20 protein-coding genes are annotated in these 24,784 nt (G+C 33.8%); 2 read left to right on the forward strand and 18 right to left on the reverse strand.

The window, feature by feature from the left end; all coding sequences use genetic code 11:
* Positions 1–4 precede the first annotated feature (4 nt).
* Both HM984_RS08650 and HM984_RS08655 read right to left on the reverse strand, forming a co-directional pair.
* Positions 5–814: a DMT family transporter gene (locus tag HM984_RS08650; RefSeq protein ID WP_179348981.1), complete on the reverse strand. Its 810-nt coding sequence runs from the start codon at positions 812–814 to the stop codon at positions 5–7.
* 210 nt (positions 815–1,024) lie between these two features.
* Positions 1,025–1,963, reverse strand: a complete 939-nt coding sequence (locus tag HM984_RS08655) for a T9SS type A sorting domain-containing protein (protein WP_179348881.1) — start codon at positions 1,961–1,963, stop codon at positions 1,025–1,027.
* Between the two features lie 275 nt (positions 1,964–2,238).
* On the opposite strand from HM984_RS08655, the gene HM984_RS08660 reads away from it, so the two are divergent.
* Positions 2,239–3,306 (forward strand): T9SS type A sorting domain-containing protein, encoded by a 1,068-nt coding sequence (locus HM984_RS08660; RefSeq protein ID WP_179348882.1) that lies wholly within the window; start codon positions 2,239–2,241, stop codon positions 3,304–3,306.
* Positions 3,307–3,322: 16 nt separating this feature from the next.
* On the opposite strand, the gene HM984_RS08665 is transcribed toward HM984_RS08660, so the two are convergent.
* The 3 genes from HM984_RS08665 to HM984_RS08675 form a co-directional block, all read right to left on the reverse strand.
* A complete protein-coding gene (locus HM984_RS08665; RefSeq protein WP_115810632.1) occupies positions 3,323–3,838 on the reverse strand; it encodes a LacI family DNA-binding transcriptional regulator in 516 nt (171 codons plus the stop codon).
* Between the two features lie 3 nt (positions 3,839–3,841).
* Positions 3,842–4,510 carry a bifunctional 4-hydroxy-2-oxoglutarate aldolase/2-dehydro-3-deoxy-phosphogluconate aldolase gene (locus HM984_RS08670; protein WP_179348883.1) on the reverse strand — a complete coding sequence of 223 codons (669 nt, stop codon included), beginning with the start codon at positions 4,508–4,510 and terminating at the stop codon, positions 3,842–3,844.
* 99 nt (positions 4,511–4,609) lie between these two features.
* Complete coding sequence (locus HM984_RS08675; RefSeq protein WP_179348884.1) at positions 4,610–5,656, reverse strand: sugar kinase; 1,047 nt, start codon at positions 5,654–5,656, stop codon at positions 4,610–4,612.
* A gap of 145 nt (positions 5,657–5,801) precedes the next feature.
* Between HM984_RS08675 and HM984_RS08680 the strand changes: the two genes are divergently transcribed.
* Positions 5,802–6,821: a LacI family DNA-binding transcriptional regulator gene (locus HM984_RS08680; RefSeq protein ID WP_179348885.1), complete on the forward strand. Its 1,020-nt coding sequence runs from the start codon at positions 5,802–5,804 to the stop codon at positions 6,819–6,821.
* 59 nt (positions 6,822–6,880) lie between these two features.
* On the opposite strand, the gene HM984_RS08685 is transcribed toward HM984_RS08680, so the two are convergent.
* The 13 genes from HM984_RS08685 to gnd form a co-directional block, all read right to left on the reverse strand.
* Positions 6,881–7,645: an SDR family NAD(P)-dependent oxidoreductase gene (locus HM984_RS08685; protein ID WP_179348886.1), complete on the reverse strand. Its 765-nt coding sequence runs from the start codon at positions 7,643–7,645 to the stop codon at positions 6,881–6,883.
* 30 nt (positions 7,646–7,675) lie between these two features.
* Positions 7,676–9,070, reverse strand: a complete 1,395-nt coding sequence (locus HM984_RS08690) for an MFS transporter (RefSeq protein WP_115810642.1) — start codon at positions 9,068–9,070, stop codon at positions 7,676–7,678.
* 10 nt (positions 9,071–9,080) lie between these two features.
* Positions 9,081–9,794 (reverse strand): FadR/GntR family transcriptional regulator, encoded by a 714-nt coding sequence (locus tag HM984_RS08695; protein WP_115810644.1) that lies wholly within the window; start codon positions 9,792–9,794, stop codon positions 9,081–9,083.
* Positions 9,795–9,960: 166 nt separating this feature from the next.
* Positions 9,961–10,896: a polysaccharide lyase family 7 protein gene (locus HM984_RS08700; RefSeq protein ID WP_179348887.1), complete on the reverse strand. Its 936-nt coding sequence runs from the start codon at positions 10,894–10,896 to the stop codon at positions 9,961–9,963.
* A 13-nt stretch (positions 10,897–10,909) separates the two neighbouring features.
* The gene (locus HM984_RS08705; RefSeq protein WP_179348888.1) at positions 10,910–11,860 is read right to left on the reverse strand and encodes a PKD domain-containing protein; all 951 of its coding nucleotides are present in this window, start codon (positions 11,858–11,860) and stop codon (positions 10,910–10,912) included.
* Between the two features lie 19 nt (positions 11,861–11,879).
* Positions 11,880–13,349: a RagB/SusD family nutrient uptake outer membrane protein gene (locus HM984_RS08710; RefSeq protein ID WP_179348889.1), complete on the reverse strand. Its 1,470-nt coding sequence runs from the start codon at positions 13,347–13,349 to the stop codon at positions 11,880–11,882.
* Between the two features lie 22 nt (positions 13,350–13,371).
* Positions 13,372–16,452 carry a SusC/RagA family TonB-linked outer membrane protein gene (locus HM984_RS08715; RefSeq protein ID WP_179348890.1) on the reverse strand — a complete coding sequence of 1,027 codons (3,081 nt, stop codon included), beginning with the start codon at positions 16,450–16,452 and terminating at the stop codon, positions 13,372–13,374.
* A gap of 419 nt (positions 16,453–16,871) precedes the next feature.
* Positions 16,872–17,246 (reverse strand): cupin domain-containing protein, encoded by a 375-nt coding sequence (locus HM984_RS08720; RefSeq protein WP_115810654.1) that lies wholly within the window; start codon positions 17,244–17,246, stop codon positions 16,872–16,874.
* A gap of 18 nt (positions 17,247–17,264) precedes the next feature.
* Entirely contained in the window at positions 17,265–19,538 is a 2,274-nt protein-coding gene (locus HM984_RS08725; protein ID WP_218845039.1) for an alginate lyase family protein, read from the reverse strand.
* Between the two features lie 114 nt (positions 19,539–19,652).
* Positions 19,653–20,420, reverse strand: coding sequence for an SDR family NAD(P)-dependent oxidoreductase (locus HM984_RS08730; protein ID WP_179348891.1), 768 nt, complete (start codon positions 20,418–20,420; stop codon positions 19,653–19,655).
* A gap of 21 nt (positions 20,421–20,441) precedes the next feature.
* Positions 20,442–21,530: a polysaccharide lyase family 7 protein gene (locus HM984_RS08735; protein WP_179348892.1), complete on the reverse strand. Its 1,089-nt coding sequence runs from the start codon at positions 21,528–21,530 to the stop codon at positions 20,442–20,444.
* 40 nt (positions 21,531–21,570) lie between these two features.
* Positions 21,571–22,923, reverse strand: coding sequence for an Nramp family divalent metal transporter (locus HM984_RS08740; RefSeq protein ID WP_257018474.1), 1,353 nt, complete (start codon positions 22,921–22,923; stop codon positions 21,571–21,573).
* Positions 22,886–24,769 carry an NADP-dependent phosphogluconate dehydrogenase gene (gene gnd / locus HM984_RS08745; protein WP_179348893.1) on the reverse strand — a complete coding sequence of 628 codons (1,884 nt, stop codon included), beginning with the start codon at positions 24,767–24,769 and terminating at the stop codon, positions 22,886–22,888. Before gnd ends, HM984_RS08740 begins: the two co-directional genes overlap by 38 nt.
* Between the last annotated feature and the right edge of the window lie 15 nt (positions 24,770–24,784).

Consider the following 24,784-nt stretch of genomic DNA (forward strand, 5'->3'; position numbering starts at 1 on the left):
TTATTTATTTCTTTTTAGTCACAACATTCAATGTTAAACCTAAGACAATAAGTAAAATTCCTAGAACGGTCCATATTGTATAAATTTCTCCAAACCAAAACAAGCCAATTATCATGGTAAAAATAACTTCAAGATATTTAAGAGGTGCTACTTGATTCGTTTCTCCGGCTTGCATGGCTTTGGTCATATACAATTGAGCAAAATAGCCAAAGACACCTAAGCTTAATAAAACTAGCCATTCTTTACCCACAGGATTCACCCAATCGTTAATGGCTAACACACCACCAATAACGGCTGAAATAATCATAAAATAATTAACCACAACAACGGGGTGATCTTCACCTCCAATTTTTCGGATGGTAATGTAAACCAAACCGACAAACACTGCCGATATTAAGGCAAATACAATTCCTTTAATTTCGATGTCGGTATCAAATCCTTTCAACACAAGTACGCCTATAAATGCAATTAGAAAAAATAACCATTGTATCGGCTTTATTTTTTCTTTTAAGAATAACAAGGCAAAGAATGCGGCAAAGATTGGACCTATATATCGTATTGAAACCGCTGTTCCCATGGCAATATACTTTATAGACAAAAAGAATAATGTCATTGAAATGAGTCCGAAGATACTTCGCATTATCAATAATCCTTTTTTATTTCCTAGTAGGGAAATTTTATTTTTCAATAAAAATGGAAGTGTAAAAAACAAGGATCCTATAGATCTAAAAAATACAATTTGATAGACGCTAAAATGGTCTAAAGATTTCACAAAAGCATTCATAAATGTAAATGCCAGCGCACTAATTATCATGTATTTTATGGACTCTTTCAAAATCAACGTTATTTTAAAAAGTGTAGAATATATAATGGTTTAGAAACAGCAATTTACATATAAATTTACGTTCTAATGAACAAGTCTATATCTAATGATTGCTTAATTACTACATCAGAATTTATGGTAAAAGAAAAGAGCAACTTATATGGTTTTAAGTTGCCCTTTTAAGATTAATTAGACTATAAATTACTCAATTACAATACGTTTTGTTACTGTATTATTGCCAGAGTTTACTTTGAGTAAATAAATACCTGAAGACATCTCTGAAATATTGATAGTGTTATCAACTAAGCTAGAATACGTTTTTAATTTAGAACCTAAAATATTATATAACTCAACAGAATCTACTTGAGATTGATTTGATGATATAATAGTAATATTTGACTTAGCTGGATTAGGATAAACTTTTAAATTAGCAGCAGAGAACTCTTGTATAGATAAAGCATCTTGATTTATTACTGTTAAGTAATCAACTCTAATCTCATCCTCACCTGAAGACCATAACCAGGGTCTAGAATCACTAGCATCAGCAGGTGGTGTATTAGGCCTTCCAATACCTCTACCCATTATAGCAATACTTGTTTCTGAACCGCTATTAAAATCAAATTCATAAACAAGGTAATCAGAGTTACCTGGATGTACTTGTGTATCAATTGCAATATTGTTCGCTGCAAGTTCTGCAACTGTAATATCTGTGTACCCAAAACCTGAAGTTGGCTTAATAGTAGCATCTGTATAATAAACAGGTGTATAACCAGATTCATAACCAGAACCTTTTAAAATACGCATTTCAATAGAACTTGGTGTAACGTCAGGGTCTGCACCATCATTAAATCTAACTGCATAAGTTAATTTATAATTGGTATTGGCTAATACCTCTACTTCTTGATAAATTAAATCAGATTCAAAATCATCAAATTTAACAGCACTATTAGGAGAGGTTAGTCCTGAGGCTGAAGTTTCCCCCTGATCACCTAAATCTTTATTTATCCAGTGAGAACAAGAACAATCACTTGTACCAGGTTCTTTTGGGATTTCAGCAAATGCATCATTTTGTACCACAGGATCCTGTGCCAAAATCGAGAAAGATGTCATTAGACATAATAAGAGTAATGTTTTATTCATAATTGTTGTTTTAATAGATTAATTATTAGATTATTAAACTGGTTTACCAATCTGGTTTACCAAATATAACAAAAAAATCAAAAGAGATAACGTTTTCGTAATTAATTTAATAAAAAACCAAACCTTTTTTTAGTGTTTTAAGAAATAACTGACATTAATATAACAAAATGAACAATATTTTAACAAATTCATCATTTACCCTAAAGCGATCTAGGCTGCTGGAAATTAATCTTATATTGGTTAACCAATTTAATTTATCAATCTAAAACCGAATTATGAAAAGAAGATTATTTGCAGGACTAGCCTCTTGTATTTTTATACAAATATCCATTGCTCAGGTTACACTAAATGCCAATGAATCTGGAAATACTTATGAAGATATAAACGCTGTTTTAGCTCCGGGGTATAATGTTATTGAAGTCCCAGATTGTAATCATGCGGAATTTGGAAGACATATTGATGAACTCTTTGACACCGAATTAAATGCTAATGTGTTTCGATTTATAGCACACAAAACACCAGATAATGATCGATGTCAAAATTTTGATAGACAACGAACAGAAATAAAAACCTATGATCAATCACCAGATTATTTAAAAGCGATAGCGGGCGAAATAGTAGAATACAAATGGAAGTTTAAATTACCTAGTAATTTTATGGTGTCACCGAACTTTACACATTTACATCAAATAAAATCTGTTGGTGGTCCTTATGCATCTATTCCTATGCTAACACTTACGGCCAGAAAAGCAAATCCTGATCGTATAGAATTGAGATATACACCAACCACTAACCAAACTACTATTGAAACCGCTAATTTGGATCTATTTAGAGGGCATTGGGTAGAAGTTACTGAACGCATTACTTATGGCAATGAAGGCCATTACTCTATAAGTATTGATCGTATTTCAGATAATTTGTCAATTTTAAATTATATTAATGACGCTATAGACATGTGGCAAGATGGTGCTGATTTTGCAAGACCAAAATGGGGAATTTATAGAAGTCTGATTAATAGTGACGATTTACAAGATGAAGTCGTTCTATTTAACAATTTTAGTATTGAGGAAATAGAGCCTTTATCTCTTTTAGATATTGAATTACAAAATGAAGAAGTGCTATTGTTTCCTAACCCTACGAAAAATTTGGTCACTTTTAAAAATATTGAAGCAAAGGATTATGATCATATACGATTCTATGATAGTTCTGGTAAAGACGTACCGATATTTAATCGACTCAACAATAACACATTAGATGTTTCTGATTTAGCAAAAGGTTTATATTACATCAACTTTATAAAATCTCAGAAATCAGTCCAAACCTTAAAATGTATTATTGAATAATTCTTTAAAATTTGAATTACCCTTTTAATACATTTAATAAACTAGTGTATGACAGGTCATTAATTTCCTCTACAGATTGATTACTATCTACATGAAGTAATTCAATAGGAAATGCATTATTTACGTAATTTGAGTTTTCCTTGCTTTCTGAAGACACCACGATGATTCCATCTATAGAGCCATCACTAAGACTTGTTACACAATTTAACTCTTTTGTATTAGAGTAAAAGGATTGGTAAAATAGAATTCTATAGCCAAAGCTTTCAGCCGACGTTTGTAAATGACTAAGAGAATGACTATAACAAGCTTTAGTTATATCTGGTACTATTACAGCAATGGAACCTGTTTTCTGCATTCTAAGCGAAACAGCATAATTATTTGGAACATAATTATACTGTTTTGCAATAGTTTTAATAGTTTCTCTTGTGCCTTTACTAATCTCAAGCTTATTATTTAAAGCTTTGGAAACTGTAGATATTGAATATCCTGATAAAAATGAAAGTTCTTTAATAGTTACAGCTGATGATTTCAATAGTTATGATTTTAAAGCACTAATTATACTTAATGCATTTCTAGTATCAGATTCAATTTTAGCTAAATCATACTTACCATCTGCACCTTTTGCAATTAATTTAGAGCCCATTCCTACACAAGTTACACCTGCATTAAACCAACCTTCTAAATTCTCTTTTGTTGGAGACACTCCACCTGTTGGCATAATACTCGTCCATGGCTGAGGGCCTTTAATTGCTTTAACAAATGCAGGACCATAGATATCACCTGGAAATAATTTCACAACCTCACAGCCTAGCTCTTCAGCTCTACAGATTTCTGTTAATGTACCACAACCAGGAGACCATAATACTTTACAACGGTTACATACAATAGCAATATCTTCTCTAAAAACAGGAGTTACAATAAAATTTGCTCCTAAAGCCATAAAACGAGAAGCCGAAGCTGCGTCGGTTACTGAACCAACCCCCATTATCATGCCTGGCATTTCTTTTAAAACATACTTATTAAGCTCACCAAAAACTTCGTGAGCAAAATCTCCTCTTGCAGTAAATTCAAGTAAACGTGCACCACCATCATACGTTGCTTTAATTACTTTTTTACTAATCTCTAAATCTGCGTTATAAAACAATGGCACCATACCAGTTTGTTTCATAACATTTACAACTTCTATTCTTGTATAATTTGCCATCTTATTATTACTAGTTTTATCAGTTAATCTGAATAATTATTTTAAAAATGTAGTGTTGGTAAATTAAATAAACAATTTACCAACACTACTATAAACCTACTATCTAGCTACACGCCCAGATGCATCACCACCCATTAGTTTTTCAACTTCAGAAACGGTTACTAAATTTGCATCACCTTTGATTGTATGTTTTAAGCAAGACGCTGCAACAGCAAAGTCTAATGCGTTTTGATCGTCTTCAGGATATTTTAATAATCCATAGATTAAGCCACCCATAAATGAATCACCACCACCAACACGATCAACGATATCTGTGATTTGGTATTGACGTGTCTCGTACATTTTTTTACCATCGTATAACACACCAGCCCATGTATTATGAGACGCGGAAATAGACCCTCTTAAGGTTGTAATCACCTTTTTAGCTCTTGGGAATTTATCCATCATTTGCTTACAAACAGACAAGAACGCTTCTGCTTTTACATCGTGTCCTTGCGTTGTAATATCTAAACCTTCTGGCTTAATATTAAAGTGCTTTTCTGCATCTTCTTCGTTTCCTAAAACAACATCACAATATGACGTTAATTCAGTCATTATTTTTTCTCTATGTGCTTCATCACAGAACGTCCAAAGTTTAGCTCTATAATTTAAATCTGTAGAAATAGTAACACCCATTTCACTAGCTACTTTTACAGCTTCTAAGCAGGCATCTGCTGCACCCTGAGAGATTGCAGGTGTAATACCTGTCCAATGAAACCAAGCCACATCTTTAAAAACAGATTTCCAATCTATCATGCCTGGTGTAATTTCAGAAATTGCAGAATGTGCTCTATCATATACAACTTTAGATCCTCTACTTACAGCTCCCGTTTCTAAGAAATAAATACCCAAACGGTCTCCACCATAAATAATTTTATCTACACCAACTCCTCTTTTACGCATTTCCATCATTGCACATTCTCCAATATCATTCTTTGGTAAACGTGTTACAAAATCAACAGGTACACCATAATTTGCTAAAGAAACAGCAACGTTAGATTCTCCACCACCGTAGATGGCATCAAAATTATTTGCTTGTGAAAATCTTAAAAAACCTTGAGGTGCTAATCTTAGCATAATTTCTCCAAAAGTGACTACTTTTTTCATTCTGAATATTTGTTTATTTAGTTATAAAATTATTTTGCTTAATCGATTAACCAATAGATTTAAAAATAAATCAAAACGTACAAGTTTTGATTCTTAGCGTTAAACTATTATATTTGCTTAATCGATTAAGCAAATATATAAAAACTTGGCGAATAAAAAAAGAACTACCTTAAAAGACATTGCAAACGTCTTAAACATCTCACCTGCCGCTGTTTCTAAAGCTATGCATGATGATTCGCGGATTAGTGATAAAACAAAAAAAGCAGTTAAACGTATTGCTAAAGAATTAGATTACCAACCTAATCATTTGGCGAGCGCCTTACGAAAAGGAAAAAGTAATTTAGTAGGCGTTATTGTACCGAGAACCAATAGTAATTTCTTTTCATCTGTTTTAGAACATATGGAAGCTGTGCTTAATAAAGCGGGATACAATATTATTATCACACAATCTAATGAATCTTTTGATAAAGAATGTAAAAATATAGACACCTTATTATTTACACAGGTTGATGGTATTATTGCTTCTATGGCAAATGAAACCGTTGATTTATCTCATTACGAAAAAATAAAATCAAAAGGCATTCCATTAATATTATTTGATCGCGGTGAAAATGACTTGAATGTCGATTATGTCGGAATCAATGATTATGACAGTAGTCATATGATTGTTGAACATTTAGTTGAAAAGGGGTGTAAACGGATTGCACATATCGGTGGTTATCGAAGGACCCGTATTTTTAATAACCGAATTAAAGGTTATGTTGATGCTTTAAAGAAAAATGATCTCCCAATAGACGATAGTTTAATCATTGAAAGTTCTTTAACACTTGAAGATGGTAGACGAGAAATGGAACGATTACTTCAACTAGAGAACAGACCTGATGCTGTATATGTCGCAAGTGATTATGCCGCTCTAGGAGCTTTGCAAATTCTGAATGAAAATGAGATTAATGTGCCAGAGACAATTCGATTAATTGGTTTTGGAAACGAACTGTTTACATCATTAGTTACACCGTCTATATCTAGCATAGAACAACATAGTAAAGATATTGGGCGTCTTGCTGCTGAAACATTTCTTAAACGCGTTAATGAACCAGAACTAAAGCAAAGCTTAAATAAAATAATCTTGAAAGCTGAATTAATTGTTAGGGATTCTTCCAAATAAAAAAAGCGTTATTGTATCTCTACAATAACGCTTTTTTAATATAATTTTTATCTTCAGTATTAGATACCTAAAGCTTGTCCACCACCAATTTGAATAGTTTCAGCTGTGATAAATGACGCATCTTTGCTTGCTAAGAAAGAAATAACACCAGAAACATCTTCTGGTTGACCTAATCTTCCTAACATAATATTATTAGCCCATGAAGCAAAAACCTCTGGTTTCGTCGCTTTAATTTGCGCGTGGAATGGTGTATCAATTGTACCTGGAGATACAGCATTTACTCTAATTCCGTATTCCGCTAAATCTTTTGCTAAGGCTCTAGTTATTGCGTGAACTCCAGCTTTAGAAGTTCCGTAGATTCCAGCTCCTGGTCCACCTGCAGTCCATCCTGCATTAGATGTATAGTTAATTATAGACGGATGATCCCCTTTCTTCAAGTATGGTATCGCTGCTCTTGACGCAAAGAAAACTGAATCAAGGTTAAGTGCCATTACGTTTCTGTAAAACTCAGTTGTCATTTCTTCAAAACGAGATCTACCACCTAATCCACCAGCATTATTTACGAGTACATCTATTCTTCCGTATTTATCACCAATTTTTTTGATGTTTGCCGCTACCTCATCTTCTTTAGTAACATCAAATCCGTAATACTCTGCAATGATGCCTTCTGCAGCAAGTTCTTTAATTCTTTCTGCACCAGCATTATCATCAATACCATTTAAAAATACAGTATATCCATCTTTCCCTAATCGTTTTGCTACTTCAAAACCAATACCTCCTGTTGCTCCTGTAACTATAGCAACTTTTCCTTTATTCTCACTCATCTTTATTAATTTAATATATATATAATTATGTTATACTTTTCTCATTACTGGTTTTACTTTCGGAATAAATAACCATACGCTAGCTACCGTTAATAGTGATAACGTTGCACCAATTATAAAAGCGGGTGTGTAATTCCCACCACTGGTTAACCATGGTACTAAATAAGTTAAACCAGCTGCCGTAAGTTTAGCCGCCATACCAGAAAAACCTGCTAAAGAACCTACTGTTTTTCCACTAAAAAGATCACTAGGTAATGTCTGAACATTCCCAATTGCTGTTTGAAAACCAAATAAAATAATGGCCATTAATATCACAGCTGTTGTAGCACCTGGATTTTGCATATCCGTTATACTCATGTCCACAGCTCCAATATTATTTAAGAAGCTAATTACAGCTGTTTCAATACCAAGTGGATTAGCCATTGCTAATAATGCCGGTAGCATTACGAAACAACCCAGTGTAATTACCATTTTACGTGTTTTATCAACATTCCAGCCTTTTTTAAGCTTATTTCGAGCTAAAATACCACCATAATAAGCTCCTACCATTGCACCTGCATAAGGCACCCATCCGTATAATGCCATTGACTTTACATCCATAGCAAAAACTTCATTCAGATAAATTGGTATCCAAAAAACAAATAGCCACCAAATTGGATCGATTGCTGCTGAAGCTAATATGACACCCCAACTTTGTTTATGGCCCAATAACTCTCCTGTATTAGGATTGTATTCTTGATCTTCTACTCCATCACCATCAAAATCTTCATTTTTTTGGCCTGTTAAAATATATTCACGTTCCTCATCTGTAATCCATGGGTGATCGCTAGGACCTGATTTTACTAAAATCCACCATGGTATCAACCAAAGCAAACCTGCTAAACCGATAAAAATAAATATAGCTTTCCAGTTAAAATATATTGATAACGTAGCGATTAATGGAATAGAAACTATACCGCCAATAGCGGCACCAGAATTAAAAATTCCTTGTGCAAGGGCACGTTCCTTGGTAGGAAACCATTCTGCATTTCCTTTCGTTGCACCAGGCCAGTTTCCGGCTTCAGAAACACCTAGTATGGCACGAAATATCCCAAAACTTAAAATACCACTCGCAAAAGCATGTAATGCCGTAGCAATAGACCAAACACCAATTGAGAGTACAAATCCCATTCTTGTACCAACCCAATCGAAAATTTTTCCAAATATGGCTTGTCCAAAAGCGTAAGAAAAAACAAAGATGATTGAAATTAAGGCATATATTTCTTTTGTCTCATCTGCTGTGTGTCCTGGATATAAATCTTTGGCAATTTCTGGCCAAAGCACACTTAAAGACGTACGATCAATATAATTGATGATAGTCGCAATAGCAATTAATGCAACTATCCACCATCTCAATCCTTTTAATTTTTTCCCTGCTTTTTTCATTTATTTTGAATTAAGTTGACTTTTTAATGTTATAACAATACTGATATAACACAGTAAAGTGATCTTTCATTTTTTGTTTTGCTAGCTTAGGATCTTGCTTTTTAATAGCTTCAAAAATATCCTGGTGCTCTGAAATACTTAGGTTAGCTAATTTCTTATCGCACACATGGTACTTTTCAAAATTAGTTATGATTTCAGGCGTAATTATTAACATAAAATTATTCATTATACTATTTCCACTAGCTCTAGCTATAGCTAAGTGAAATAACAAATCTTCTTGTACAGCGTCTTCACCTCTTAATACCTTTTCCGAATACGCATCTAAAGCTTCTTTTATCTTCTCTAAATCCTCTTCTGTTCTCCTAAGTGACGCTAAGCGAACTGTTTTAAGTTCTAATAAAATTCTGGTCTCGACTAAAGATTTAAAATCTGGATCCTCTAACCTAAGAATATCCTCAATCATACCGTTCATCGCAATAACACCAATATTAGCTACAAATGTTCCACTTTGCGGAATTGAATCGAGTAGCCCATATAATTCAAGTTTTTGAATTGCTTCTCTAACATTACTGCGGGACACTTCGAATTTTTCAGATAACATTCGCTCTGAAGGTAACTTATCCCCTGGTTCAAGATTTTTAAAATTTATAAGCTCACCTATTTTAGAAATTATGGACTTTTGTGTATCGAGACTATCTACTTTTGCTAATATTTTTAATTTCATATTTTAAAAACTTATAAATTGGTTAACCAGATTACAAGGGCTAAAGTTATGTAAATAATAATAAAAGAGGAACATAAATAGGACTATTTATTAGCGCTCAAAGAATCCTACTTATACAACTAAACAACCGTAGAATTCAATAAGCGACTAACTCAAAACACATCTTTTAATGGCTCACTTCTAACTCATAAAAATTTACTTTAGCAAAGGCTCCTTCATCTCTAGATTGGAAATAATTTCCTGCTTTAAAATAGTTTTCAAATACTCCCCATTTCTTAATGTGAATACTTTCATAAGATTTAAACTCAGTGTTATTTAAAATAATTAACATTTTGCCATCTGTAACTTGAACTTCTAAGGTGAATTTTTTAAAACCAACTTCTTGTTCAAAATTAAAACCATCATCATCATCCCAAGCATCATCATGTAATATCTCAGTATCTGAGGCACTAAGGTTTTTTAGAACTTTAGATTTTACTCTTATTTTACCTTTATCCCAATAGATTTTAAGTATTGGAGGAGCGTTGTTATCATCTTCTCCAATTAAATCGCGTTGTTCATTGGTTAATCTTCCATGGATTTGCATGATAATGACACGATGGTATTTGCCATCTGAATCTCTAGTAACATCCTCCATTTGCAACTTCCCTTTCATGTTACCACCTTGCTTAAACGTCCAATTGACATTATTTTCACCTGGCACCAATTGCTCTCTTAACTCTGACCTTGTATATTTTGTATTCTTGGTCTTAGAATCCGTTGGCATGGCATGAAACACAATGGCTCCTTTAGTCGAATCTATGTACATATAAGGTTTTGCAATCTCGTTATTAGCAAAATCTAAAATCTCTGGTGGGTCTATTTCATAGGGCCTCCCCTTTTCATTTGCCACTGGTAATGTTACTTTCCAATGACTAAGATCTATTTTTGGGAGTTTTACTTTTTTCTTTTTCCCTTTCTTCTTTTTACTCTTCTTGCTCTTTTTATTTTCAATTTTTTTATCCGACTCTGTAACGTTACTTTCCGTGTTTTGAGAAGTAACGTTAACAGATACAAATGCCATCAGTAAAAAAACTAATAAATTTTTTCGGAAATTTTTCATCGTGATATTAAAATTAATCGGCTGGATAAACCTTCACATTGTCAACATAAGCATCAACATCTGTTACTCCATAAATTAGTATAGAAACCTCACCAGTAGCATTGGCAGTAAATGGAATTTGTACTGTTGTAAACACTGTTTTTCCAAGATCTTCATCTCCTACAAACATCGCTAATGGAGCCGCATCGAAACTCACAATTGCATCTGCACCATCACTGAAATGACCGTCTATGATTCCGCCAATAATTCTATTATCTCCTGGAGCTTGAGTACCGTCATCTTTTATAGCATATTCAAATTCTAAAATATAGTTAACTGGCAACCCTGAACCATCCACATTAGATACTGTTATTGCTTGGTAAGCGTATCTTGTGTTAGAACTAAGATAAGCTCCTGCAGAAGTACTACTTGTCCATTTTGCACCTTTTGTTTTAGATCCGTTATCTGAACCATCATAATTTAACCAAGACCCATCACTACTAGAGTTAAAAGGGTTTGTATTACCACCAGTGAAGCTATCGAATTTCCAATCACTTGTTCCATCTTGAAAATCTCCATTTAAAATTTCAGGTGTAACAGCTACAAATACATCTACCACAACAACATCTATAGTCACAGTATCTGAAGCACCATTAGCATCACTAGCTGTTAATGTTACGGGGTAAGTCCCTTCTACAGCTGGAAATGTATATACAGGATCTCTTTCGGTTGTGGTATCTCCGCCTCCAAAATCCCATAAATAATTTATAGATTGAAACGAAAGATCTGTGAATTGAATTGTATTAAAATTAACCGGATCTGGAATATACGAAAAGTCTGCTGTTGGCAACACTGTATCCGCTTGTGAACCTGACTCCGGTAAATCGAACTCATAAGCGCTTTCACAACTATTAAAAGCTACAGCTGTAATAAAGCAGAGGAACAACACTGTTACTTTACTAAAAATATTTATTTTATTTTTCATGTCTTTAAAAATTTAGTTGTTAATATCCTGGGTTTTGTCCTAAAAGAGGAGGTGTACCGCTTAAATTGATTTCTCTTGATGGGATTGGCAATAATAATTGTCTAGCATCATAGTCATTAAATCCTTGAGACGTAGCATAATTCCCAATAACTTCATTAGCAACTCCAAATCTCACTAAATCAAAGAAACGTTGATTTTCAAAAGCTAATTCCACACGTCTTTCTACAAGTAATGCCTCTTTAGTTAGTATTGAAGGACGGTCTGTTACGGCATCAAAACCAGCTCTTACTCTTACTTCCATGTAAGAATCTATTGCTGCACTACTATTTGTTTGAGCTCCACCAGCTAAAATTGCTTCAGCATGCATTAACAATACATCAGAATAACGTAAAATAATCCAATCATTACCCGCTTGTTGAGCACTAGGACCATAAGTTGGTTCAGGGATTGCATTAAGATCTGTTCCGTCTGGTAAAAACTTAATGACTTCATTCGTTATGTTAGTACCAACACCAAAAGAAGTATAAGAAGCTGCTGTTCTGTTTCCTCCGTACATAGCAAAATCTGCAATTAAATTATCTTCAACTAAGTTTAGACCATCTTCTCTACCTTGACGGTTAAAAGATGTAAATTCAGCAGAAAAAGCTTGACTTTCATTAGCATTTCCAAACTCATACTGAATAGCAAAAATAATTTCATCGTTTAATTCATTGTAAAATACATCAGAAAAATCATCTTGTAAGGCAAAACCACTATTCTTAATATCAACACATAATTGCGCAGCGACACCATAATTTACACCTTGCGTTAAATATACTTTTGCTAACAATCCTTGTGCAGCTGCTTTTGACGCTCTAGATTTATAAGTATTATCTAAAGCATCTTTCGCGTCTTCTAAATCTGAAATAATTTGTTCATAAATCTGTTCTTTTGCAATTCTAGTAAACAGCGCACCATTTTCTGTTGGCCCTACGACCGAAGTTACTAAAGGCACATCTCCAAATAACCTCACTAAATTAAAGTATGCATAAGCTCTTAAAAATTTAGCTTCAGCCACATATTTTACTCTATTAGATTCGTTAGCAGCATTGACGTAATTCATAATATCATTTGCTCTAAAAATAATCTGATACATAGACTGGTAGTAATCTTCTGATTGTGCATTAGTAGCATCAATTAAGTATCTATGAAAATCAGCCTTAGAACCTTCAGACGTTTTACCTCTAGTATTATCTGTACGGTGTTCTGTTAAAAGATATTCTACTTGAACACCTCTATTTGATCTCTCGTAACTAGAGTCTGTATTTTCATTAACTCCTTGTATGGCATCATAAATTCCAATAATCCCAGCTAATACATCTGCATCAGTTTGATAAAAATTTTCGACAACAATAGCCGTATCTGGCAATGGATTTAAAAATTCATCTGTATCACAGGCGGTGAAAACAAATCCTGTTACAGCAAAAATTAAATATTTTATATGTTTCATAATTTGGTGTGTTTTATTTCAATTAAAAATTAACGTTTAAACCAAGTGATAAGGTTTTAAATATTGGTGTACCACCTCTTTGAGCTCCGTATTGTCTAGGGTTGGAATCATCTACAAACTCTGGGTTGAAACCATGATACTCATCAGATGTAATATAAACCAAGTTTTGAGCTGTTGCGTAAATTCTTAGTTTTTCAACACCTATTTTAGATACTACACTATCTGGTATTGTATATCCAAGGTTTATATTTCTCAAAGAAAAATAGCCTGCACTTTGAACGACATCATTTGTATGAACTCTTTGTTGAAGGAAAGATGTATGAGATATAACCCCCGCATCAACAACTGCTTGTGGACTTGTAGTAGCACCTGTCCAATCCGTACCAAAATACTGATCTCCAATATTTTTAACTTGTGCGCCTTGACTTCCTTGAAGCATGAAAGAAAAATCAAAATCCGCAATCTTAAATTCATTTGTTACACTCCATACAATGTCTGGGTATGGATCACCTAGTATTGTCTTATCCTCATCCGTAATTATACCATCACCGTTTAAATCCTTAACGATAACATCTTCTGATCTACCATTAATTGGAATCCAAGGAGAATCATAATACTCAATCCCTAATTCTTCATCTACAACATAACCATAAAATGATGATAACGGATTTCCAACAGAGTTAATCCACTGAGAGTTTCTACCAAAAGTATCTTCTAATAGTGCTCCGTCTGAATCCCCCATATCTAACAATTTATTTTTGTTTGTTGATGCTATAACTGTAGTGCTCCAACTAAAGTTCTCTTTAGCGATGTTCTTTGTTCTTAACTCAAATTCCCATCCACTATTCTCTACTTTACCTAAATTTACGATACCAGAATTAAATCCAGAAACATACGATACAGGGTTTTCTAATAATAATTTATCACTTGTTCTCTTGTAATAATCAACCGATCCGGATATTCTATTATTTAGTATTGCGAAATCTACTCCAGGATTGTATTCTTCTGAAGCTTCCCATTGTAATAATGCATTTGCAATATTAAGAGCAGAAACACCTGCGGTAACTCCACCTTCAGTAATGGCATTATTATTATCCAATAATGCTAAGTAAGGCCAAACATCAGTAATATCGTTTCCTGTATCAAAATTCTCACTTCCTGTAAGACCATAACTAAATCTGAATTTTAAATTATTTAAGAAACCACTATCTATTAAGAAGTCTTCTTTCGACACATTCCAACCAACAGAGACCGCTGGGAAATTACCCCATTTAGAGTCTATTCCGAAAACAGAACTACCATCACGTCTAAACGAAGCCGATAATAAATACTTATTAGCATACGCATAGTTAACTCTAGCAAAATAACCGATCTTTCTTTGTACTAGGTTAATTTCTACAGGCTCAGTAAACAAAGTTGCACCTTCTAAGTTTTTAAGTAGATCATTAGAGTACCCACTACCTTCAATAGAACTTAATTCAGAATTTCTAGACTGTACAGAAAAACCTGCTAACACATCAAAATCGTGATCACCAATTGTTTTGCTATAATTTAATGTGTTATCTGAGATTATTCTAGATCTAAACCTATTCTCTAAACTGTAAGCTGCTCTACCTGCTCCACCTGAGTGATGCAGTGTTCCATCCCATCTTGTTCTCTTACGAAAATCTAATGTTACACCAAGAGATGTTTTTGCTTTAAGACCATCGATAATTTCATATTCTAAATAGGTAGAACCTAACAATTTTGTATTATACTCATAGTGTTCTCTTTCTACATACTGAGCATAAGGATTTGAATCTCCCGTAGTACGTGGTCTACTTGCACCAAAACTATCCGTAGGATCCACATCTATATTAATTAAATCATCCTCTGCAAAATAATCACCTACTTGAATGTTTGCAGCTGGATCAGTAAACTGAAGCGACTCTGCAGTATGATATATAGGCAACCAAGGTGATTGTCTTAATGGGTTGTGGATAGAAGTAGGTAATGCTCTTCGTTTTGAATATGAAGGAGTGGCATTAATTCCGAATCTAAGATTTTTAGTTAATTTAGTATCTAATTTTAACCTTCCTGTTAATAACTTATAGTTGTCAGTGATTACAACACCTTCATCTTCAAGAAAACTAAGTGACGAACTGAATTTTGTATCTTTAGTACCACCTCTTGCAGAAAAAGAATGACTCGTAATGGTTCCTCCATCAAAAAATACTTCTTGCCAATCTCTATCAACACCAAGCGTTTCTACTAATAATTGTGCGTATTTGGTTGTATTAGAAAGTTCTCCTGTAGCAGCCATTTCTTGAGCAGCCCAACCAGACACACTCTTCTTATAATCTTCACTTTCATGAGCCTCTTTAAACCCAGTATAAGTATCATAGCTAAATCTTGTTTTCCCTTCCTTACCACTTTTAGTAGTAATCAAAATAACACCATTTGCACCTTCACTACCATAAATAGCTGCAGATGCCGCATCTTTTAATACTTCAAAAGATTCTACATCATTCATATTTAAAGAACCAAGAAAATCAGAACTTACTACAATTCCGTCTACCACTACAGCTGGCCCAGAGTCAGCAGCTATAGATCCAAAACCTCTAATGGTAATAGTCGGTGCAGCACCAGCTTCTGCTGAAGTTGCTTGAATGTTAACACCTGAAACCTGACCAATTAAAGCATCATCTACACGAGCTACTGCAATTTGGTCTAAGTTTTCGTTTTTAACTTTAGATATCGCACCAGTTAAATGACTTTTCTTTTGTGTACCATAACCCACAACAACAACCTCTTCTAATGTATTAGCATCTTCAACTAATTGAACACTATATGTTGTTTGAGCATCAATGATTACCGTTTGCGTTACATAACCAACATATGAAAACTGAACAACATCACCTTTACTTACCTCTAATTGATAATTACCATCAAAATCAGTAGTTGCACCTCTAGTTGTTTTTATAATAATAATGTTTGCTCCAGGTATGGGCATATTATCAACTGCGGAAGTCACCGTACCTGTTAAGGTATAGCTATCTTGAGCAAAAATCATCACACTAAAGAGTAGTGCGATAATTGTAGTAAGTTTAACTTTTAAATTCATAATTCATTGTTTAGATTAAATTTGTTAGTCCTTTATCGTTACCTTATTATCCCTATTAAAATAGGTATACAAACACAATTAAATTGAGAAATGTTTTATGTGTTTTTGTTTGGTTGACCAAATTGGTTGACCAGATTGGTTTACCAAATATATATAAATATTTGTTAATTACAACGTTTTCGTAAATTTTATATGTTAAAATAGCAAAGGTTTAAGTTAAAATAGCAACTATTAACTTCAATTGTAGGAATTTAATTACAATTATATAAAACCCTCACGTATAGCACTAAAGACATTTATCACAGTACCTACGGAAGGTACAGTTTGAATTAGGTAATACGTGAGGTGAATGTAAAACAAAATCTCCATAATGGAGTAAAACTGTTTTAACCTCTAGATAAGACTAGTAGATTTTTGACTTAGGACTTGTCCCCAAAATAAGAGACAGCACCTCCACTTAAGAAATCTTCTCTTACAGGGCTAAATGTATCAATTAGCTCTCCTTCTTCTAAACAAACAGCACTATGCAATAAATTAGGTTCAATATAAACTCCGTCTCCCGCTTCAACAATTTGTTTTACACCATCAATTTCAAATTCAAATTTACCTGAAACACAAAACGTTGCTTGTGTGTGAAAATGTTGATGCGGTGATCCTAATGCTCCTTTTTCAAATTTCACTCTTACCATCATAATTTGATTATCGTAACCTAAGAATTTTCTTGAGACTCCTCCTCCAAGTACTTCCCATTGCATGTCTTTTGTGATGATGTATTTTTCACTAAATCGTTTCATATGTTTTTATTTATTGGTTTATTTAAAATAATAAGAACCTGACCACTCATAATTCTTATCGTTAATTTTTATATTATGGTTTGCTTCTTTTGAAGTATCTGTATTTGCTGTTATAAATAGTTTTGTATTACCATTTACATTGGTAATTGAAATTGCCGTGTAATCTTCTGAGTCTAATTCTACTTTCAACGTTTTAATATTACTATTGGAATTTACTGCAGATTCTGAAATAGGACTGTAACCTCCATGCGATTCTATAACTGAAACAAATAGCGTGTTTGTAGTGTTTTTTCGTCTCAGCATAAATGCCGCTTCCCGTCTTAAGTTAAATTCTGGATCGTTAGCTCCAATTCTCGTAAATAACAAGTCATCATTCGCATTGGTAATCGAAGTTAAAGTGTAAAACTTCCCTTTATTCAACCAAGACAATTTACTATTATCACTAGACGCTTTTGCTGTTCCTTCAACAAACAGATGTTGATATCCATTTTTGGTTCCTAAAGGGTTTAATGATTTAGGAGTTTGATATTCGAAGTTTGTTTCTACAACTTGCCCTAAAAAATAATAAGGAAAATCATATTGATTTGCTTTATCTGACGTCACCTTCATGATATCTAACATATACGGCTTTTCAAAATCTTCATCTTTTAGAATTGCCATGGTACGAAGCATTTCGGTTCCAGGATATGCGTTTACCTCTTTTGCACTTGCAACTTGTACGTTTTCATTTTCTGAAGAAAAATAATTTAAAACCGAATGATGTTGACTTCCTATGTCATACTTCCCATTAAAATGAGAGGTTTCATTTTGTGTCACCGTATTGTGCGCAATAGTTTGTTTAGCCCAGGTTTTGTTTTCCTTTAGGTAATTTCCACCACCTTTTTGTTCGATATTTACAAATCGTGCTAAACCGTAATCTTGAAGGATTTCTTCGCCTTTTTCATATAATGAATACGACAACTTATCATAATGACCATGACTAGAACCTTGTGCTGCATATTTAAAAACCAGCTCTATATCTTCATTTCTCAAAATAGCAACACCTCCTTGTGTTCCTTCTGGTCCATCCGATAAATTAATTGATTTTTTGTTGAATGGTTTTTCGTTTCCATTTTTTATTCCAAGTGCAACAGCCAAACCAGAATCATCCAATAAGACTTTATTCTGTTCTTTAGCGATAGTTAATAATCCTGGATCTTGTGTTCCAAAATGGTATGAAATATCTACTGCTGTAACTAAAGCATCATTATAATAAGACATGCCTTTTTGACCATCGTTAAGCGGAAAGAAATCACCATCTGCATCCGATAAGTTTAGAAGTGCATTAATAGATTTCAAAAGCACTCCCTCTTTATATTCAAATATTTTTAATTCTGGTTTTACGTTATGTAATCCTTCTGCAAAAATTAAAAACGGATACATGGCGTAACGTTGGTAATATGGTCCTTCGTTATAATAACCATCTGGTGAAAACGGCTCTTCTATATTTGCTAGAAAACCAGCTTTCCCGTCTTTATTTAAAAAGCCACCATCATCATCTTTTTTATTAGCATCTAATGTTAAACCTTTAATACCATAAAGTGCGCGATCGATTAACTCTTCGTCATTCATAACTAAACCAATCATACCCACAGCTGCATTTCCCCATGTACTATGATTGTGTACTCTTTGGTAAAATTGTGGACTATCTATTGAAATATGATCTGCAAAGGGTTTAAACAAATTGTTTTCTAGCGTGTTCCGTTCGTCTTCAGACAAATAATTATAAATACAATCGTAAGCCTGACTCACATACACCAACCAATTAGAATCGTTTAAACATTGCCAGAATAATTTACCTCTTGCATAGGATCTCGTTTTTGGATGTAATGGCAATGTTTTATACATCGCTTCATATTGCATTAACATGTCTTTTACATACTTCGCATATTTTTCGTCATCTAAAATTTGATACAAAACACCTGCTTTTTGCATCATTACCATGTTACTTTTATGACGTACATGTGTATAACCACCAGAATAATCTACAGGAATTGGTGTATCTATACCTAAAGCAATTTCTGCATCTATTTCCTCTTGAACTGCTTTTAAAGTATTATCAAAAATTGGAATATTACCCAATTGGGCTCTAATATCTTTGACTCCTTGTGCCGTAAGTATAAGTTTAGGATGCTCTTGTATTGTGGGTGTTTCAGTCGTATGTTCTATAACAGATGTATTTTCTTCTTTGCAAGACATAACAACCATACCTACTAAAACAAATTGAAATAATTTAGACCATGAAAAATTCATAAGAAAGGCGTTTTTGAATTGACTCACCAAATTGGTTTACCAATATACTGATATTTGTTAATTTAAAATAATTCAACTCTTAGCTAAGAGTTAATTCTTCATTCATGATAAGCACTACATATTGTAGACACCACCGTTAATATCTAAAGTGGCACCAGTAATAAATCCATCATATTCAGACGCTAAAAATAAAACCGCACGAGCGACATCATCTGCATTACCTGCACGTTGGATTGGAATACCAGCCGTTGTTGCAGCCGCTGATTCTTTCGTTGTATGCGTGTTGTGAAATGATGTCCCAAGAATAAGACCTGGAGAAACAGCGTTAACTCGAGTGCCTTGCGCACCCAATTCTGTGGATAACGCACGTGTAAATGTTAAGATGGCGCCTTTACTGGTCGAATAGACCAATGATCCTGGATGACCACCTTTACGTCCTGCAAGTGAGGCTAAATTAACAATACTACTGTTATCCTGTTTTGCTAAATATGGAGCTGCTGCTCGCGTTACAAACATCATGGAAGTAAGGTTTATATCCATAACCTTATGCCAAAATTCAGTCTCCATTTCATTCAACATTTTACGAGCCACAAGTGAACCTGCATTATTGATCAGTATATCTAAACTTCCTAAAGTTTCCACGGTTTTTTCAACCAGAGCATTTGCATCGGCTTCTTTTGTTAAGTCACCAGATATTGCAATTGCTTTTACACCTTTACTATGCGCGTATGCTACTAATTCATTAGCCGTATCAGCACTAGAAAAATAGTGAATAGCAACATTAGAACCACTATCTATAAAATGTTTTGTAATCGATTCTCCAATACCTTGTGCGCCAGCTGTAATAAGAATGTTTTTACCAGCTAATTTATTATTGTTCATAGTCGTCTTGTATTAATTGATTTAATCGTTTTTAGTAAAATAACCCTCGTTAGAAACGGCATCTTCACTTATTGAAATACTTCCTTTTTTAAACCATACCTCAGCATAGTTTCCATCTGCATATTGTTTTTGGATATCTCCATTATGTGTTTCAGCACCAGAGCACCAATTTCTATTAACCTCTGGCGATTTCCCATTCGTTTGATTGTAAGCACCAAGTTTAAAGAAACAACCTTCACCGGCGTAGGCACTTTTACGCTCTACTCCATCTTGACCAATTGGAACAAATAACTTTTGTGTTTGCTCGGGAATATCGTCCGTGGTTGTGTATTCTGATTCAATTAAGTTTTTTGTAAAAAATTTAGTATCATGATCTTTACTTGTGAATTTTAGTGTCATAATTCCATTTTTCACTTCAATTTCATAGCTAAACGCTTCACCTAAGGCAATACCATCTTTAGGTTCTTCTGGATATGTATTTACAGAATCACCAACAACAGAAAAGTCATTTCCCCAAACCGCTGAAGAATAATCCCATCGTTTAGAGTTATCGTCACCTGCGGTATTAATTTCATAATGCCAAAACACCGAACCTTTAGTATGGCCTGGGAATTTTTTATAAAATATTTTAAGCGGTTCGTTTTCAAACGCATCCGCACTATGAATCTGCCCTACAACAACTGAATGAGACGCTGCTACACGAGCATCACCTGTAGCCGAAACATTCATAACTTTAAGTGTTGCTGTTAATTCATCATTAGCCGTTTTTGGATACCATTTTTTTGTTTGCGCCAATTCCGTTCTTGTGTTATTAGAAGTACCATGAGTATCTCCACCATTTGGAGTTTTAAAAACAACCCAATCACTATTACCCTCATTTACCGTGTAAAAGAAATCTTTGTTTTCAAAATTATTAGCAATACCTGCATTTGAGCCATCACCTAAAATCAATTTCCAGTCATCAAAAAATGGAATAACGTCGCTTGCGTAAACGGTTTTTTCAACTTCTTTTTCAACAGGTTCTTTCTCTTCATTTTTACAGCTATTTAGAATTAAAAAGAAACTAAAAAGTATCAATGTTGCTACTGATGGGATATGTTTTTTATTCATGTTTAAATTATTTAATGTCATTAGTTTTTAATCTTAATTATTAGAAATAGTCTAAAAGTGCCACCACGCCATTATATGAAATCACTAGAGAAAAGAACAAGGCAGCATACAATCCGATGTAAACTCCTAAGCTCGTTTTATAATCTTTCATGACTTTTTTATTGCTTAACATAAGGATGATGCCGAGTATTACAATTGGCAATACAAACACATTAAAGACTTGGGATAGAATTTGAATTTCAATAGGATTTGCTCCAAACGCAGGACCAATTAAAGCCACTAAACAAGCTATAAAAGTTATAATTCTAAATTGCTTGGAATTGGTATCTAATTCACCCGATTGGTAATCTGCGATCAATAAAGGTGCAATTAATAAACAAGGAAAAATAGATGATAAGCCTGCGCTTAATGCTCCAAAAAAGAATATGGTCACAGCCCATTTTCCTGCAACGGGTTCTAAAGTATTTGCCATATCTAAAACCTGAGTAACTTCTTTACCTTGATAATACAAAGCACCAGCTGCTACAGCCATAATAACTCCACTAATAATAAATATTAAAACAGCTGCTGTAATTGAATCTCTTTTTTGTTGCCCTAAGTTTTTGATGGTCCAACCTTTTCCTTTTACAAATAGTGGTCGTGATAAGAATGTCGCAGAAGCCATCGTCGTTCCCACGAAGGCTGCCACTAGCATTTTACCTCCTGATACATCTGGAATTGTTGGTAGCAATCCTTTTACAACATCTATCGTAAGCGGTTGCACAAACCATAAGGAAAGCACAAAAGACATTCCCATTAAAGTTACGAATATGACCAGTATTTTTTCGAAAAACGTGTACTTACCAACTAACATTAATAAGTAGAAAATCACAATAATAACAATAGCTGTGATGAGTACGGTTTCATATTTAAAGGCAGATAACCCTTCAAAATTCACGGCTAATATTTCAAAAATTATATTCGATGAAATTCCTAAGATTCCCATTAGTGAATTCCATTGTCCGAACGTAATACCAATAATAATGGCAATAGCTAAAACTTTACCGAATTTAAAATGTTTTTTAAATCCAAAAAGCGCTGTTTCTCCGGTGAGTAAAGCGTAATTCCCGTAAGCAAACATTAAAATTCCCGAAAAAATGCAACTTATTAAAAGCACCCACAATAATTGCATATTGAATTTACTACCTGCAACAATCATAGAGGTAACACTACCTGTACCAATAGTATAACCAATCGCAAATATCCCTGGACCAAACCCTAATATGACAGCAATGATTTTTTTGAGAACTGATTTTTTTGGTGTGGTTACTTCCATATTAATAGTGTATTGGTTTTTGGTTGTTAGTTGCTCGTGTCTAATTCCAATTTGTGTGATGACTTTTTCCAGAATCATCATCTAATCTTTGATACGTATGGGCACCAAAATAATCGCGTTGTGCCTGAATGATATTGGCAGACGCATATGGTGTTGTAATGCCGTTTAAAAACTGAATAGCTTCTCCCAAAGCAGGAGTTGTTATGTCATTAAGTACACATTGAGAAACAACCTTTTTTATTGAAGGTCTGTATTGATTCACAAGGTCGATTAGCTTTGAATTTGTTAAGATGTTGGTTGTGTCTTTAAAAACCTCAACCAAATCTTCCATTAAAGCCGATCTAATGATGCAACCGTTAGTCCAGATTCTAGCAATTTCACTAAGATTTAAATCCCATGAAAATGTATTTGAAGCTTCTGAAATCAGTTTAAAACCCTGATAATGATTTATAACTCTAGCAAACTGATACGCCTCTAAAATGTCATTTGTAGTTAGATTTAATTCTGAAGTACTTGAATTTTTAAAATTCTGACTTAATTGAAGTCGTTCTTCTTTGTAAAAAGAGATATATCGTGAAAATAAAGCAGAAGCGATTAATGTACTTGGTACACCGAGTTCTGCTGAAGCCATAGTGGTCCAGTTTCCTGTCCCTTTATTTCCAGCCTTGTCTAAAATTTTATTGACCAACCAATCATCTCCTTCTTTCTTTCTAAAAATATCAGCTGTGATTTCTAATAAGTAGCTATTTGCTGTTGGCTTCCAAGTCTCAAAAGTATTGGCGATGTCATCTGGATTTTGACCTAGAGCTTCTAAAATAGTAGCAACCTCAGCTAACAATTGCATTTCTACGTACTCCACACCATTATGTACCATTTTTATGAAATGACCACTGCCTTCTGGTCCAACATAAGTGCAACAGGGTAAGCCGTTTTTATCTTTAGCCGCTATTTTTTCTAGAAAAGGTTGTACACTTTTATAGGCTTTAAGATCACCACTTGGCATTATAGATGGTCCTTTTAAAGCCCCTTCCTCACCTCCGGAAACTCCGGTTCCTATAAAATGAATGTCTTTGGTTTTTAAATAATCAACACGCTCTTTTGTATTTACATAATTTGAATTTCCACCATCAATTAAAATATCGTTTTCAGACAAATGTGGTAGTAAATCTTCAATAACGTAGTCTATTGTTTTTCCGGCATTCACCATGAGCATAATGCGTCTAGGTTGTTGCAATGCGTTTACAAAATCTGCAATATCATCAAAAGCTTCAGATTGAGATAATTCAGGAAATTTAGCTTTAAAATCTTTAGCAATATCAACCTCAACACCATCTACATGCCTATTAAATATTGCAATCTTGAATCCGTTATTAGCCAAGTTTCGGCATAGGCTTTTTCCCATAACTCCCAAACCAAATAATCCAAATTCTGACTTGTCCATTAATTTATGTTTTAAAGTTTTTATAATGCTTTCTGGCGTTAAGCTAATATCGATTTGAATGGCATCTTTTGGTTCTTCCAAAGTATCAAACTGCGATTTCAATAATTCTGAAGGCATAAAGTGATTTCGCCTTCGATTCACTCTATTATAAATTTGATTAAAATCTCCTCTTAGATATACCCATTTTGTTTCGGCTTCAATATCCAAACTTAAAATGTCTCTATACTTTTCCTTTAATGCAGAACAGACTATGACGCAACTGTTTTTAGTCAATTGCTTTTGAGCTAAATCATTCAATGTTTCTAACCAACCTTGTCTATCATCATCATTTAAAGGCAGTCCTCTAGACATTTTTTTAATGTTAGCTTTTGGATGAAAATCGTCACCATCAAAAAAGGGTATCTTTAATTCTTCCGCTAGTAACTTTCCAATAGTGCTTTTTCCACATCCCGAAACTCCTATTACAAATATGACTTGCTTCAATTTAATTTTGTTTTA

This window comes from Winogradskyella pacifica, from assembly GCF_013403915.1.
GTDB lineage: Bacteria > Bacteroidota > Bacteroidia > Flavobacteriales > Flavobacteriaceae > Winogradskyella > Winogradskyella pacifica.

Coding starts and splice junctions, on each gene's coding strand:
- HM984_RS08670 (WP_179348883.1), bottom strand. CDS start 4,510: ATGGCAAATTATACAAGAATAGAAGTTGTAAATGTTATGAAACAAACT.
- HM984_RS08720 (WP_115810654.1), bottom strand. CDS start 17,246: ATGAAACGATTTAGTGAAAAATACATCATCACAAAAGACATGCAATGG.
- HM984_RS08715 (WP_179348890.1), bottom strand. CDS start 16,452: ATGAATTTAAAAGTTAAACTTACTACAATTATCGCACTACTCTTTAGT.
- HM984_RS08655 (WP_179348881.1), bottom strand. CDS start 1,963: ATGAATAAAACATTACTCTTATTATGTCTAATGACATCTTTCTCGATT.
- HM984_RS08725 (WP_218845039.1), bottom strand. CDS start 19,538: ATGAATTTTTCATGGTCTAAATTATTTCAATTTGTTTTAGTAGGTATG.
- HM984_RS08660 (WP_179348882.1), top strand. CDS start 2,239: ATGAAAAGAAGATTATTTGCAGGACTAGCCTCTTGTATTTTTATACAA.
- HM984_RS08730 (WP_179348891.1), bottom strand. CDS start 20,420: ATGAACAATAATAAATTAGCTGGTAAAAACATTCTTATTACAGCTGGC.
- HM984_RS08690 (WP_115810642.1), bottom strand. CDS start 9,070: ATGAAAAAAGCAGGGAAAAAATTAAAAGGATTGAGATGGTGGATAGTT.
- HM984_RS08700 (WP_179348887.1), bottom strand. CDS start 10,896: ATGAAAAATTTCCGAAAAAATTTATTAGTTTTTTTACTGATGGCATTT.
- HM984_RS08705 (WP_179348888.1), bottom strand. CDS start 11,860: ATGAAAAATAAAATAAATATTTTTAGTAAAGTAACAGTGTTGTTCCTC.
- HM984_RS08735 (WP_179348892.1), bottom strand. CDS start 21,530: ATGAATAAAAAACATATCCCATCAGTAGCAACATTGATACTTTTTAGT.
- HM984_RS08695 (WP_115810644.1), bottom strand. CDS start 9,794: ATGAAATTAAAAATATTAGCAAAAGTAGATAGTCTCGATACACAAAAG.
- HM984_RS08685 (WP_179348886.1), bottom strand. CDS start 7,645: ATGAGTGAGAATAAAGGAAAAGTTGCTATAGTTACAGGAGCAACAGGA.
- HM984_RS08650 (WP_179348981.1), bottom strand. CDS start 814: ATGATAATTAGTGCGCTGGCATTTACATTTATGAATGCTTTTGTGAAA.
- HM984_RS08740 (WP_257018474.1), bottom strand. CDS start 22,923: ATGATTCTGGAAAAAGTCATCACACAAATTGGAATTAGACACGAGCAA.
- HM984_RS08710 (WP_179348889.1), bottom strand. CDS start 13,349: ATGAAACATATAAAATATTTAATTTTTGCTGTAACAGGATTTGTTTTC.
- HM984_RS08675 (WP_179348884.1), bottom strand. CDS start 5,656: ATGAAAAAAGTAGTCACTTTTGGAGAAATTATGCTAAGATTAGCACCT.